Source organism: Leptolyngbya sp. AS-A5 (assembly GCF_039962495.1).
In the GTDB taxonomy this organism is placed as follows: domain Bacteria; phylum Cyanobacteriota; class Cyanobacteriia; order Leptolyngbyales; family Leptolyngbyaceae; genus Leptolyngbya.
Genome location: NZ_JAMPLL010000009.1, coordinates 17,191 through 30,559 on the forward strand (window position 1 = coordinate 17,191; position 13,369 = coordinate 30,559).

Below are 13,369 nucleotides of genomic sequence, written 5' to 3' on the forward strand. Positions count from 1 at the left end.
TGATCGTGCCAAAAGGCATTGTTTTGTAATGCTTTCTGGCACGATCGAGCGTTGAATGAGAGTTAGTTTTTTGCCGCAAGGGTGAACCTTCTTGCACTGTTCTTTGTCCGGCTTACGGCACTTTTGCGGACACGATCGCTTTTGCGAGTCCCGCCTGCCATTTCATACTCACGACTATCATTGCCGTATTTGACCGCAACTCCTTGCAGCAGTTGATCGAGCAAGTCACCCATTTCACGCTCCATCTGATCAATCTCTTGTTTTGCGGTATCAAGGGCGGCGATCGTGGTGTTGTATTCGTTTAATTTTGCGTTCAATTTCTCGATTTGCGCTTCGAGGGCTGGAACACTACGATCGGTACCAAGGGTCAGGTAGGGATCGATCGCTTTGAGCCGCAAGAGTCTGAGTTGTCCTTTTTCGAGAATACGGGACATGCGTTGTGCGCGTGACATGGTTGAGATGCTTCCTGTAATTGGTTTACACTGCTAATTTGTCTTTTAGCTGTAGGAAATTGGTTGAGTAAATCGCACAAAAACTTATGTTGTTTGCAAGAAGATTTGCGATCATTTCTCAGGAGTTTCCGCAGCGATATTGTCAGAGTGAGTAAGTTCACTGAAATAATTCCGCCGTTTATGGTGAATGCTTAAACGTTGATGGCAAACGTTTGAATGTTCACGGTATCTATTGCGGCTTTTACGAATAACGTCGCAATATTCACGACGACAAGCAGCACAGATACGGCAACAGCATTAGGGGATAGGACGATCGCGCTGATCATTACCGTAAGCTGAAACTCTTTTGCTGGGATTCGGAACCTGGCACACAGAAGCAGAAGAATAAGTTAACGTCAGTTCGATGAGTTTTTTCGCTTCGATTTGAGCGGATCTGCCCCCCTAAATCGCCATTCTGGGGGACTTAGAGAATCGCAATTTCCCAAATTTAAGGAGCCTTCTAACCTTCAAAGTCCCCCACTCGTGGGGATTTAGGGGGCTACCCGCAGATCCAAACGCAGCCAAGACTTGTATCGAGCTCAAGCTAACGTAAGTCTCTAACGAAAGCATACGTTATCTTTACTCTGCCGAATCATAGTTTTTTCCTATCTATCAAACCCCCTCTGTGGAAAACTTCTAGGTTTCTGTGGAAAACCTGTGGGAAAAATACCCTCAAGTTGCGAAAATCTTTGAAGCCGAGATCGGTTGATTCAGAGTTTTCCACAGGCTGCGATCGCAACTCCCCCGAAAGAATCGAGATTTGCTGCGTTTTCCACAATTTCCACAGGTCGTACAATAGTACTTATAGTCACTGTTTCTTTCTAGCTTCGCGCTTAGGTTAAAGAGGGAGTGGATCGATCCGACGAAGGGTGTTACTATGCTCAAACATCGATTAAAACGCTAGATATAGCACCTCAAATTTTAGAGCTACACCTATATAGAGTACGCTTTACTTTTCCACAACCCCCCATCTGTTCCACACTCCGGCAACTCCTATGAAACTGGTCTGCGCTCAAACTCACCTCAATTCACACTTGTCGCTGGTTAGTCGGGCGGTTTCTTCGCGCCCCACCCATCCAATCCTGGCGAACGTTCTGCTGAGAGCCGATGCTGCAGCTCAGCGCATCATTCTTAGCGCCTTCGACCTCAGCTTAGGGATTCAAACCAGCTTTCCGGCGAACGTCGAAACGAGCGGCGTTCTGACACTCCCGGCAAAACTTCTGGGAGACATCATATCGCGACTTCCCGAAGGCGACATTACGATCGAAAGCGATATCGAATCCAATCACGTCACAACAATCACCTCTGCCTCTGGACGCTATCAGGTGCGCGGCATGGGCGCTGAAGAGTTTCCCGAACTTCCCAGAATTGAGGAAGGAGAGCAAACCCAGTTAGTTGCCGATCGTTTGGTGGATGGGTTACGAGGATCGCTGTTTGCAGCGAGTGCCGATGAAACGAAACAGGTACTCACCGGAGTTCACGTCAGTATGCAGCCTGATGGATTGGAGTTTGCTGCAACCGATGGGCATCGACTCGCGGTGGTCACAACAGTCGAAGAGGATGCTCCAGAAGCAGATTCTCAGTTCGATGTCACGGTTCCAGCCAAGGCGTTGCAGGAATTGATGAAAATGCTCGATCGCCAGAGCGGTAACGCGATCAATGTGCAGTTTGATCAAGGACAGGTCATCTTTGAGTGGACGGGTCAGCGTCTGACCAGCCGATTGTTAGAAGGGCAGTATCCCAACTATCGCCAGCTTGTGCCGCGCCAGTTTACGCATCAGATGACAGTCGATCGTCGATCTTTCCTGAGTGCATTAGAGCGCATCTCGGTGCTTGCAGATCAGAAAAACAACATCGTCAAAGTTCAGCTTGATCCGACGAATCAGCAACTTACGCTGGTGGTTGATGCTCAAGATGTGGGAAGTGGACGAGAAGCAGTTCCTGCACAAATCTCTGGTGATGGCATGGAGATTGCGTTCAATGTGCGATACTTGCTCGATGGCTTGAAAGCAATCAACACGTCAGAAATCCAAATGCAGTTGAACACTTCAACCAGTCCTGTGGTTCTCTCGCCGCTCGGAAATCTGAAGATGACTTATTTGGTGATGCCTGTCCAAGTGCGATCGTAATCTCACCCATTTCCAAGATTATCGATGGAAGCATAACTTTTCGGCGTTGCTGAATTGAAGCATGAATCTGGATTTACCCTCACCCTCACCCTCTCGTTCTAGCTCTCTTCTCCCTGGGGAGAGGGTGAGGGTGAGGGCGATTCATCCTGGCATTCAGCAACGCCCGAATCTGTGATGAAGTTCGGTAACGGTTAAAGAGTGCGACCAAATGTAGACGATCGCTAGGCACTCGACAATGATTCAGCGTCGAGTTGCAGAGCGCGCCGAAGCATTTCACTCGACTCACGTTCCATTTAGAAAAGTCAGGGCGATAGGCGGATGTTGAGCTTGCTGCGGAGCAAATTAAGCTTAGAGGGGTGAAGATATTCCTGTAAGCTGGCAACTTCACTGAGCAAAGCTGTACTGCGGGTACATTCTTCTTCAAGAATCGCAAGGTAGCGATCGAAGTCTTTTTTCGGGATATCTTGCTTCAGCAGATAAGTTGCGATCGTCAAGTTTGAGACGGGATGCCGCAATCCCTGGCAGAGTTGCTGCAACAATAGCCGGTTTAAATCTGCGAGTTCTTGCAGGGTTTGTAGCTGTCTCTCAAGGGTTTGTGTTTGTTGAGCTAGGCTTTTATATTGGCGCGATAAGCGATCGTATTTGGTGAGGCAACTTTGCACTGCGCCAATTAATTCCGCTTGAGTGAAAGGTTTAGTAAGGTAATCGTCTGCCCCTAACTCCATACCAAGACGGATATCAGCGCGATCGGCGCGACCTGTGAGAAAAATAAACGGAATCGTTGCCGTCTCGGTTTGCTGACGGAGTTCACTCAAAACGGCATAGCCATCAATTCCGGGCATGATCACATCGCAAATCACTAGGCTGGGAAGCATTTCTTTTGCAAGCTGTAATCCCGTAAGACTGCTACTCGTCGCTAAAGTTTGGTAGCTTTGCAGCTCTAAAATTTCTTCAATATTTTCTAAAATTTCTGGATCGTCTTCGATTACCAAAACGCGATTCATCAACTACCCCGGTAAGTTGCAGTAAATATAAGCTGCTTACTTCTACAGAGAGATTCGATCGATATCAGTAGATATTTTGAGTTTTTCATTAAAGCAATTCGGTAAACACGGAGAAATCTTGCAGAGTTGCAGAGGTTTCTCCGTATTTGAGCAAGACTTTATGCGAATTCCCAGAAGTTCTGCAACACAGCAGTCTCCCTTCATAAAGACGCAATTAGGAGCTTCGCTGCGCCGAAGGTGTTCGCGTCTTTACCCGGATCTGTAGCGAGCAGTTAGAGATCTAGCATTAACTGGCTCGGAGTCCAGTAATTAGATTGCGTACCGAAGAATAGATAACTGTTCGCATTCTTACGCCTTGCTGATGGCTGAGATAACGCTCTAGGAGCGCGATCGCGCAAATCACTTCGACTCCGCTAAGCATCGCTCCAACTTCGTGCAAGAAGTACAGATTCAGAGCAATGGCGATCGTCACCAAGACATAAGCTGTTGCAACTTGAGCATGATTCCAGCCCGATTGCTGAAGACGCTGATACAAGTGAGTTCGGTGCGGCTTAAAAATGTTTTCGTGACGCAGCAAGCGGCGGATCAGCGTGTAAATAGCATCGGCGGTGAGCGGCAAGGTAATGGCTAAAGATGACCAAGCACGAACGGGATCATCAGACTGATGCAACAGCGCGATCGCGACCATTGCACCCAGCGTTGTACTGCCCACATCGCCCATAAAAATCTTGGCAGGCGACCAGTTCCACCACAAAAAACCCAGCAGTGCTACAACGAGTAGAAACAAAAGGGGTTGATTGAGCGCGATCGCTAAGTACGACAACTGCACGGCAGAAACGCTCGCCACCAGTCCATCGAGTCCATCCATGAAGTTGTAGAAATTGATCAGCGCAGTCATGCCGATCATCGTTAGAACGATTGCGACCGCGATCCCAATCATGCCAAATTGAGTTAGCCAGGGTTGCGGAAACGCGCTGAAAGCTGCGATCGCAATTCCTGCTGAACTGAGTTGAACTAGATACCGAATCCGAGCAGGAACATCACCGCGATCGTCAAAAAGACCAACAACCACGAGCGGAATTAAAGCTGCCCAAATTGAGAGAACATCACGACCGACCGTTTGCCAATTGAAATATGCAATTGCTGCGCTGGTGATCGCAAATGCCACGACAAAGCCAAGTCCACCTCCACGGGGAGTCGGTTGGGTGTGAGAACTGCGATCGTTGGGAATGTCCAATAGAAAGCGACTGAAATACTGCTTGATTGAGGCAACCAGTAGAAAACTCAAGCCGCCACTCGCCAGCAAAAGACTGAAAGATATATTCATCAGGAGAACACTTATTTGCTCTAACTGGTCAGGGCACAACCTCCAAGGCGACTGTTACTTTGACAAGTCAATCAATCTTTTTGAACCATCTCGCGGTATGTTCCAGACCTTGAGCTAGGCTAAAGGGAGGCTGCCAATCGAGGGTTTGGCGAATTTTTGAACTGTCGATCGTCAGTGAACCAAGTAGGCGATCGACCGTTGCCGTTTTGCCGAAGATCTGGGCGAGCATGGTTAGTATTACGGGAGGAATTGCCACTAACCGGACAGGTTGATTGAGAAATATACTTAAATTTCGAATTAATTCAGCCGTTGAAACGTCCGCGTTATCACTGATGAGAAACGTTTGTCCCGTCGCATTTGGGTGCGTAGCGCAGGTGGAGATCGCATCAACGAGGTTTCCGACATAGACTAAGCTGCGCTGATTATGGACGGCTCCCAAGGGCAAAGGAATGCCTTTCTCGACAAGCTTGATTAAATTAAGAAAATTAGCTCGGACTCCAGCACCGTAAACAAGCGGCGGACGGAGAATCACTACTTCTAAACCCGTTTCAGCGGAGATCGACTTTAAGGCGCATTCTGCTTCCCACTTGCTGATGCCATAGGGATCGTTGGGCTGCGGTTGGCTCTGTTCGGTGTAGGGTTCCGCTTGTCCGTCGCCGTTGACTTTGATCGAACTGAGATAGACAAATCGCTTTACACCTGCTGCTGCTGCCGCGATCGCTAGATTTTTTGTTGCTTCAGTGTTAACTAACCGAAACTCAGTCAGTGGATCAGTTGCAGTATCTTTCATCTGATGCACTCTTGCAGCGAGATGAATCACTACATCAATCTTGGACAAAATTGGATGATCGCTGAGTTGTGCGATCGAGGACACCAGAATTGGCTTTACTGATGCCGGTAAGATTGCATCAGGATTACGAATCACACCATAGAGAGTATGTTCTGAGGATTCTAAAAGCTGACAAAGGGCTGAGCCAACAAAGCCTGTCGCTCCAGTAATCAAGAAGTTCATGCTGGACGTGCGACGAGTTGGAAGACTTTGACAAAGTATTTCGAGAGCACCTTTGTCATATTGGTTTGAATACCGTTCTCAAGGCATCCTCGAACAATCTCGCGGTTCAGAATCCAGTTGCTTGAGAGATTGGCGGTACTAGCTCCTCCGGTTCGCATCTTCACAAGCACTTGAGGCAGGTAATGATAAGACAGTTTGTGAATCGCTAAGAACCGAATCAGCAGTTCATAGTCTGCGGCAATTTTATAATCTGTTTTGAAATAGCCATAGCGATCGAATGCCCATCGCTTCACCACAAAAGTCGGATGAGCAGGCATCCAACCATACGCAAACTTACCCGGGTGAAAGCTTGCAGAACTATAGTAGCGCACGACTTTATCTGGATTATCGTGCTTGACATACACTAAATCTCCGAACACAGAATCAACCTGATGCTGCTCAAACTGCTCGACGATCGTCGAAATCACCCGCGAATCGACATAAAAATCATCGGCATTCAAAATTGCAACCACATCGCCCGTTGCCAGCTTGATTCCTTTGTTCATGCCGTCATACATGCCGCGATCGGGTTCAGAAATAAACTTCGCAACGAGATCGCCATACGATTGCACAATCTCAACGGTGTTATCGCTGGATGCTCCGTCCACAATGATGTGTTCGATGTTGGGATAATCTTGAGCCAGCACCGATTCGATCGTGTCTCGAATCGTCGCACCTGCATTGTAGGTGACCGTAATAATAGAAACTCTCATGCGTTTAACACTGTAGAAGACAAGCTTTGGTCTTTGAGGATGCGAGGCTTAATCGCAGCGGCTGGATTTCCCGCGTAGATTGTCCAGGGAGCAAGCGATCGCACCGCAACACTCCCCAAACTCAGCACTGCACCTTCTCCGATCTCGACACCGGGCGCGATCGTCGATCGTGCAGCTAACCAACTTCCTGATCCAACCGAAATCGGCGCGATCCGGAGATCGAAGGTTGGCTTAGTCCAATCATGATTTCCAGTGCAGAAATAAACCGATTGCGACACACAGACATGATCGCCAAGAACAATAGGTGCAAGGTTATCAAACCAAGCATCCTCGCCAATCCAACAGTGATTTCCAATGGTTAAGCGCCACGGAAATTTTACTTGTACTCTCGGTTTGATGCGGACTCCTTGCCCGATCGATGCTCCAAACGATCGAAGTATCCATACTTTCAGGCTGGAGATCGGAAGCAGTCGAGATTTGACGATCGGATCGCCTAGAAAGAACCATAAAAGCTGCTTCCAGACCGATGCGCCTGGGGTATATTCTCCGGGTGTGTATTGATTGAGATGAATCAGGCTCACAGGATTTTAAGGCAATAACGTCAGAACAATGACTTCAGGGCAAGAGGAATTAGAGAGTGGCTTCAAACTTGACCGTTTCTTGCCACCAACCTTGTCGTGTATCCAAAATGTTTGTCCTGGGACTGTCATGACCAAACCAATCCCACAGCACGACTCCATTTGCACCACGATCGCGCACGGTTTCTAGCTGCGTTCGCCAAAAATCACCTTCGATGAATTGATTCCCGCGAAGACGGTTGCTAGTGTGGTATCGACACCAAAGAAAAGGATAGACAGGCTTACCAAATTGCTGTGCTTCTTCAATATTTCCACGTGCATAAGTCACCCACCCAGGAATGTCAGCATAAAAGGTATAGAGTGAGGGCACAATAAAATCCGCGGCTTCAGCGATGGGCTTAAGAAATTGGTTGACTGCTCTCCAGGAGGTAAGACCTGCGGGCTGATTTCGCACCGGTGTCCAATAGTCGCGCACAGGTGGAACCGCATAAACGCCAAGCTTAAGCGATGGTGCTGCTTCTCGCATCCACTGAATAATTTCGACGTACTTCTTGATATTGTCTTGAACTGTGTCTTTCCCAGCCTGGTTGATGTTCATTTTCCAGTGTTCGATGTCGATGACAAAGTGAGAAAAGTCTTTTGCAGCAGTGCGGGCGTTTTGCTGACAGGCATCGCGATCGGGGCGCGATCGATCCTTGTTTTTCCAAAATCCTCGATCATCAACTCGAATCGGAGTCATGCCAATCTGCGGCTTCTGGGCGTAAAGCAGCGCATCGAAAATCGTGAAAGATTTGGCTTGTCCAGCCGGGCGGGATTCGACGCTCTGGCAAGCACTGGGCAGCAAGATGCTTCCCCCCAGCAGTGTAAGAAACTGCCTGCGATTCCAAATATGAGACATTCAAGGAACTCCTAGATTTGAAAAATTTCTCTGAAACTATTGCTTTGTTGTTCGTTCTTTGCACCAATCGGACTTGGATTGAACACAAAGCTGCTGGAACAATAAATCTGCGATCGCCTGGTTTCCAGACTCGGTGAGGTGAATGACATCGCTGAAGTAGCTTGATTTTGTCTTTTCTGGTAGCGATGACCAAGCTTGATGTGCATCTACTACTGGAATTTGGAGCTGCTTCAGCAGGTTAAGAAATTCTGCTTTGTATAGGGGGGCTTGCGGAGTCGACGCAACATCTTCCAGGTTTGGGGTGTATAGCACGATGATGGGAACGTTTGTCGTTTCGGGATTGCTCCTTAAAGCGCGGATTGCTTGGTTAAAACTTTGACTGTTACGGGCAAACCATTCCGCTTTATCTTGCGGGGTGCGTACCTGTTGTGCATAAGCAGGCGCGATCGTGGCTTGACTTGTCAATCTCCGGAGCACACGCATCCAATATCGGGACATCCCTTCTGAGATCGCTGACAAAGGACGCTGATTCGGATAGCTGGAATCGACTCCAACCATTCCCCCTGTGCTTGTTCTCTGAATCAGGTCGCTGGTGCCGATTTGGAAGATAATCACATCGCTCTGAAAGCTGCCAAATAGACGCAAGTAACCGATGCGGTTTTCGATGCCCCATGAACCAGCAGAAGCATTAATCACTTCTGTTGAATTGCCCAGTCGAGCGCGAAACCGCTCTGTAATGGTGCGAGATTGATCGGTCAGGGCACCCCCATTCAGGACTGAATCTCCGAGCATTAAAATCCGGCGCGTGTTCGGTGGCTTGGTTGGCGAGATTACACCGTTGCGCTGAGAATACTGATTGACCTCCATCGAGTTGCCAAATCGAAATAGCTTTTGATTCGGCTGGAGGCGGTAGCCTGTTTGGCTGTCGGCTTGGTATAGTGGCGGGTTGCCCAGTCCGAGAAACAGACGCAGTGCGAGTTCCAGGACACCAATGCTCAGCCCAAGCCCAAGCAGTCCCAGCAGCAGAGGTTTTGTTTTCATGTTAGTTCAGCAGGAACAATGCTAGCGGTGTCGCACCTAGGCGCGATTGCAGCAAAACTTTATTTGAACCACGATCGATAACGCAGACTTGCCCCCGTTCGTCCGGTGATTAACCACACCACTGAGCGTCCCACATCTCGCAAAACTCGAATCTTTGATTCTTGGCGATGCTCACCAGAAACCTCAATCGGCGTAAAAGTAATGCCTTGGCTCCCGAACACAACCGTCGCGATCGCTTCTGCTCTTGGCATGTGATAGTCAGAGGTGACAATGTAAACATGCTGAATGCCCCGCCGTTTGAGATCCGGAACAACGGTTGTAAAGTTGGTGACGGTATCGGTAGCGCGGGTGTCAAAGTACAGGCGCGATCGGGGAATGCCCGCATTCTCAAAGATGCGAACGGCATTCGGAGAACCACTCGACACCCAGATTTTGAGCCAAGGATAGCGTTGGGCGAGTCGTGTCGTGTATTCCTCTCGATCTGGACTGCCTCCCAGAATGAGAATCATCTCTGGAGAGGGAGATTGCTGACGCGCAATGGTCAGTCGGGTCGGAATATATCCTGAGCCAAGCAAAACGGCAGCAGCGGCGATGCACTGAAGCAGTCGAGTACGAAATAACACGGTAGACTCTGATCATTTGGTAGAACCCTGAACCCAGTGTACTCGGTTTTTTCATTTTATGAATCTTTCTCCGTTTGAATTAAATGAATTGATAACAAAATTTCAGCTAAGACGCGCTGAAGAGTGTAGTACCAACCTGCCCAGCCATCGAGAATGCCACGTTTAACGATCAAGCAGTAAATCAAAACGGCAAAGGGTGCGAGAATTTTTGTTTTACGGATGCGATCGCCCAAGCTCAGTTTGCTAGGGGGTGTAGAGAGCAGTTTTTTGACCTCCAGTACCATGTAGCGATCCTGTGCCCAGAGCCAGCGCGAGAGTGGCTTGCGATCGTCGTGGTAAATGTATCCGCTTAGCATCTGCGGGTTTCCATTAACCTTGACTCGATGGGCGTGACCATCGTTTTGGTAAACGGCGCGATCGCGGCGATAGAGGATCGTTCTAGGGGGTAACAGTGTGCCTTGCAGGGGCTTGCCAAAAACGCAGTATTTGAAGCGTGCCTTGTAGTAATTCGTGGTTTTATCTAAAGCTAAGGCTTGAATCTCGGTGATCAGTTCATCAGTTAGCACATAATCAGCGTCGAGCGAGAGCACCCATTCAGAGTGGATTTTAGACAAGCCGTAATTGCATTGTGAGGCGAATGAGTCAAACGATCGGGTAAAAATCTCAACCTGTGGGTAAGCCTTGAGAATTTCTATAGTTTCATCAGTGCTCCCACTATCAATCACGACAATTCGCTCTGCCCAAGTCAATCGCTCTAGCACTCGTCCAATATTGGCGACTTCGTTGTAGGTCAAAATTAACGGCGTTACTTTCATAAAATTCGCTTGTGAGACTGAGTTAGACGATTAGTAGCTGAGCCGGCACAGTCCAAACTCTTGTCGAACCGATCGTATGAGAGGGCGTGATGTGATCGTGTCTTGAAGCAGCAACAGTCTATATTTAACTGATCCCCGCCAGCTTCCACTCAGACCCTTGAGAACCGAGGCTGTATCGGCTTGTATATTTTCAGAATTGTCAGTCACATACACTGCACCTGGAAATGGCAGGGGTTGAACCGGAAACCCTCTGCTTTTCATGATGTTGGGCAGGTCTTTATGGTGGAGTAAGTACCGATCCTGAATGTCATCCAACTTCATTGTTTGGAGATAAGCATAGATAAGGTCTGTCCTGATGATGTTACAGGTACCGCAAATCTGCTCAAACCTATTTTTCAAAGGTTGGATAAAGAGGCTGCCATCGCGGTACTTATATCCACGGTTGATGAACCAACCGTTACAGTCTTTATTCTGTTGAACGAAGGCTGTAAGCCGCTTGCTGATACAGTCATCAGAATCAACAGCCATGATGTGTGAACTAGAAAATTGCATTGCATACTGGACACCCACCCAAAATTTACGATGTTGATCAGCACATTTACTTTCCATATTGGCTGGGTCTGGCATTGGAAAATCGACTTCAACAAAATTAATGTGAGGATGTTCATACTGAATGACAGGTCGCTCATGACAGACAACCACAACCTGAAAAGCTGATGACGTTTGATTACAGACCGATCGTAATGTTCGTTCTAATTGTTTAGATACCCGGTGCCAAGACTTTGAAACCTTGGCGCTGCGGAGTGAAATAATGAAGATCAGCATAGCTTATTGAGGTAGCAGGAACGACAATGTATAAATCTCTGACTATCTATTAATCTCTAACTATTGTTGAACTCGTGGCTCAGTTGTTATTCGCTGAGCAGACCCAATCGCCGCGATCGGGTAGAGCTTAAACTCTTGCTGCAATGCGTGTGTAAGAGGTTGAGCAGCTAGCCTTTTATATAGCTTCATGGCGTAAAACTTAGTCAATTTCACAGGCTGGCTTCTGATTTGCTGAAGCACGAGTGTAGATTGATTTTCAAGATTTTCTGAGTTATCGGTGATATAGACCGCGCCAGGAAAAGGGAGAGGAGACAGCGGCGTTGCTCTTGCTTGCATTGCTTTCGCGATCTCAGTGTGAAACAGTCGTTTTTCGGCAAATCGGGTTTCGAGTAGCTGCAAGTCTTCGATGTACTGATGGATCACATCGGCTCTGACGATATTCGATGTACCGCAAATCTTAGAAAACCCTTGCTTTCGATGTTTTAGTCTGGGGTTTCCATCCTGATATTCGTAGCCTTGATCCAGAAACCAGCCATGACAGTGCTGGTGTTGTTTGACAAATTCAGCCAGATTGCTGCTGACACAATCATCCGCATCGACAAACATCAAATGCGAAGCAGGTGCGATCGTGCTTGCATGATCAGCTCCAATTCTGAGCTTTCGTTCTTGATCAGCCATGCCGCTCGAAGGAGTGAACAGACTCGGTGGAGCAAAGTTAACCTCCAGAAACTCAACTTTGGAGTAATCGTGTTGTAGATTGGGTCGATCGTGGCAGACGACAATGACCTGAAAATCGGGAGAAGTTTGGTTACAGACCGACTGAAGCGTGCGCTCAAGCAGGTTAGAAACTGTTTCCCACGACTTTGCGGCAACCTTACTTTTTAGTGGAATGACAAAAATAAGCATAGTGATCCTCAGTTAGCTCTCTTGTCTAGCGCTGAATTAGCGAGAAATCGTTGTTTAAATTGCCATTTCACCAATGAATAATAGGAGCGAGACAACGCAAATGTTCGCTGGAAGCGAGGAATTGAAGGTGTTAAATAGCTTTTATAATTCTGAAATGCGGTTTCCTTGAGGTACCGATAAAAGGCAGGATAGCTGTTATGCAGGACTTCACCAAACAGATCCCATGGCTTTGGAGAACCTACGAGATGACAAATACAATCTGAGTCATCTGTGATTCCGTATCCTCCTGGATAAAAGGGACGATTGTACTTGTGAGGCAACAGAAGAAACTCTCCGCCTACTGCTGCGTTCAGAACAGTCTGATCGGTATTGTGCAGAAGCTTTCCATACTCATCAATAATCTTGAAGCAGCGAGGGCTCATCTGCTCCTGCTTCCATCTTTTTGCGTCGAATAAGACCACGCCAGAATTAAAATAAGGGGCATCATCCGGTAGACCAATTTGTTTGAGTAGCCCGTATTCTTTGTTCCAAGTTTTTGAAACATAAGATTCAAACACTGCTCCAATAATTTTGTCTTCAAGGGGATAGGCAAATAGCTTAGATAAGTCAGTTCTAATAATGAGATCTGCATCTAAAAACAACAGCTTTTCCGCTTCGACGAGATTCGCAGCCAAGAGAATTACATAAGGCATTTTGTTGTAGTGTAATCCCTTGCCACTTCCTAAATCTAATGTTGCGACATCGTAGGTTTGTAGATGATACAGATCGCGGTAAGGAGACAGAGTTTGATGAATTCGCTCGATCGCCTGACTGGAGAAATCTTTGCTGAACAGGTGAATGTTGACGAAGGCATCCGGATCTAAAAACTGTAGAGCAGTGTAGAGCGTAACATGTAGCCCAACTTCCATGTTTCGATCTGAAGCGATCGCGATATTTATCTGCATTGTCTTATCCCCTCGTGAATGATT

General features: G+C 47.6%; 14 protein-coding genes. 1 reads left to right on the forward strand and 13 read right to left on the reverse strand.

Annotated features, from left to right (window positions below):
• Window positions 1-62 precede the first annotated feature (62 nt).
• A complete protein-coding gene (locus tag NC980_RS12650; protein ID WP_348253931.1) occupies window positions 63-434 on the reverse strand; it encodes a hypothetical protein in 372 nt (123 codons plus the stop codon).
• A 1,052-nt stretch (window positions 435-1,486) separates the two neighbouring features.
• On the opposite strand from NC980_RS12650, the gene dnaN reads away from it, so the two are divergent.
• Window positions 1,487-2,620, forward strand: a complete 1,134-nt coding sequence (gene dnaN / locus NC980_RS12655) for a DNA polymerase III subunit beta (RefSeq protein WP_190376907.1) — start codon at window positions 1,487-1,489, stop codon at window positions 2,618-2,620.
• Window positions 2,621-2,922: 302 nt separating this feature from the next.
• On the opposite strand, the gene NC980_RS12660 is transcribed toward dnaN, so the two are convergent.
• The 12 genes from NC980_RS12660 to NC980_RS12715 form a co-directional block, all read right to left on the reverse strand.
• Window positions 2,923-3,624, reverse strand: coding sequence for a response regulator (locus NC980_RS12660; RefSeq protein ID WP_190376908.1), 702 nt, complete (start codon window positions 3,622-3,624; stop codon window positions 2,923-2,925).
• 286 nt (window positions 3,625-3,910) lie between these two features.
• Complete coding sequence (locus NC980_RS12665; RefSeq protein ID WP_190376909.1) at window positions 3,911-4,951, reverse strand: glycosyltransferase family 4 protein; 1,041 nt, start codon at window positions 4,949-4,951, stop codon at window positions 3,911-3,913.
• A gap of 67 nt (window positions 4,952-5,018) precedes the next feature.
• Complete coding sequence (locus NC980_RS12670) at window positions 5,019-5,963, reverse strand: SDR family oxidoreductase (protein ID WP_190376910.1); 945 nt, start codon at window positions 5,961-5,963, stop codon at window positions 5,019-5,021.
• Window positions 5,960-6,715 carry a glycosyltransferase family 2 protein gene (locus NC980_RS12675; protein WP_190376911.1) on the reverse strand — a complete coding sequence of 252 codons (756 nt, stop codon included), beginning with the start codon at window positions 6,713-6,715 and terminating at the stop codon, window positions 5,960-5,962. Before NC980_RS12675 ends, NC980_RS12670 begins: the two co-directional genes overlap by 4 nt.
• Window positions 6,712-7,287 (reverse strand): WcaF family extracellular polysaccharide biosynthesis acetyltransferase, encoded by a 576-nt coding sequence (locus NC980_RS12680; protein WP_190377047.1) that lies wholly within the window; start codon window positions 7,285-7,287, stop codon window positions 6,712-6,714. The genes NC980_RS12675 and NC980_RS12680 overlap by 4 nt, the downstream gene beginning before the upstream one ends.
• A 58-nt stretch (window positions 7,288-7,345) precedes the next feature.
• Entirely contained in the window at window positions 7,346-8,191 is an 846-nt protein-coding gene (locus NC980_RS12685) for a hypothetical protein (protein WP_190376912.1), read from the reverse strand.
• Between the two features lie 36 nt (window positions 8,192-8,227).
• The gene (locus tag NC980_RS12690; RefSeq protein ID WP_190376913.1) at window positions 8,228-9,232 is read right to left on the reverse strand and encodes an SGNH/GDSL hydrolase family protein; all 1,005 of its coding nucleotides are present in this window, start codon (window positions 9,230-9,232) and stop codon (window positions 8,228-8,230) included.
• Between the two features lie 59 nt (window positions 9,233-9,291).
• Window positions 9,292-9,855 carry an ElyC/SanA/YdcF family protein gene (locus tag NC980_RS12695; RefSeq protein ID WP_190376914.1) on the reverse strand — a complete coding sequence of 188 codons (564 nt, stop codon included), beginning with the start codon at window positions 9,853-9,855 and terminating at the stop codon, window positions 9,292-9,294.
• A gap of 56 nt (window positions 9,856-9,911) precedes the next feature.
• Complete coding sequence (locus NC980_RS12700; protein WP_190376915.1) at window positions 9,912-10,670, reverse strand: glycosyltransferase family 2 protein; 759 nt, start codon at window positions 10,668-10,670, stop codon at window positions 9,912-9,914.
• Window positions 10,671-10,700: 30 nt separating this feature from the next.
• On the reverse strand, window positions 10,701-11,495 hold the full coding sequence (locus NC980_RS12705; protein ID WP_190376916.1) for a glycosyltransferase family 2 protein: 795 nt from the start codon (window positions 11,493-11,495) through the stop codon (window positions 10,701-10,703).
• 60 nt (window positions 11,496-11,555) lie between these two features.
• Entirely contained in the window at window positions 11,556-12,401 is an 846-nt protein-coding gene (locus NC980_RS12710; RefSeq protein WP_190376917.1) for a glycosyltransferase family A protein, read from the reverse strand.
• Between the two features lie 8 nt (window positions 12,402-12,409).
• Window positions 12,410-13,345 carry a glycosyltransferase gene (locus NC980_RS12715; protein WP_190376918.1) on the reverse strand — a complete coding sequence of 312 codons (936 nt, stop codon included), beginning with the start codon at window positions 13,343-13,345 and terminating at the stop codon, window positions 12,410-12,412.
• Window positions 13,346-13,369: the final 24 nt, after the last annotated feature.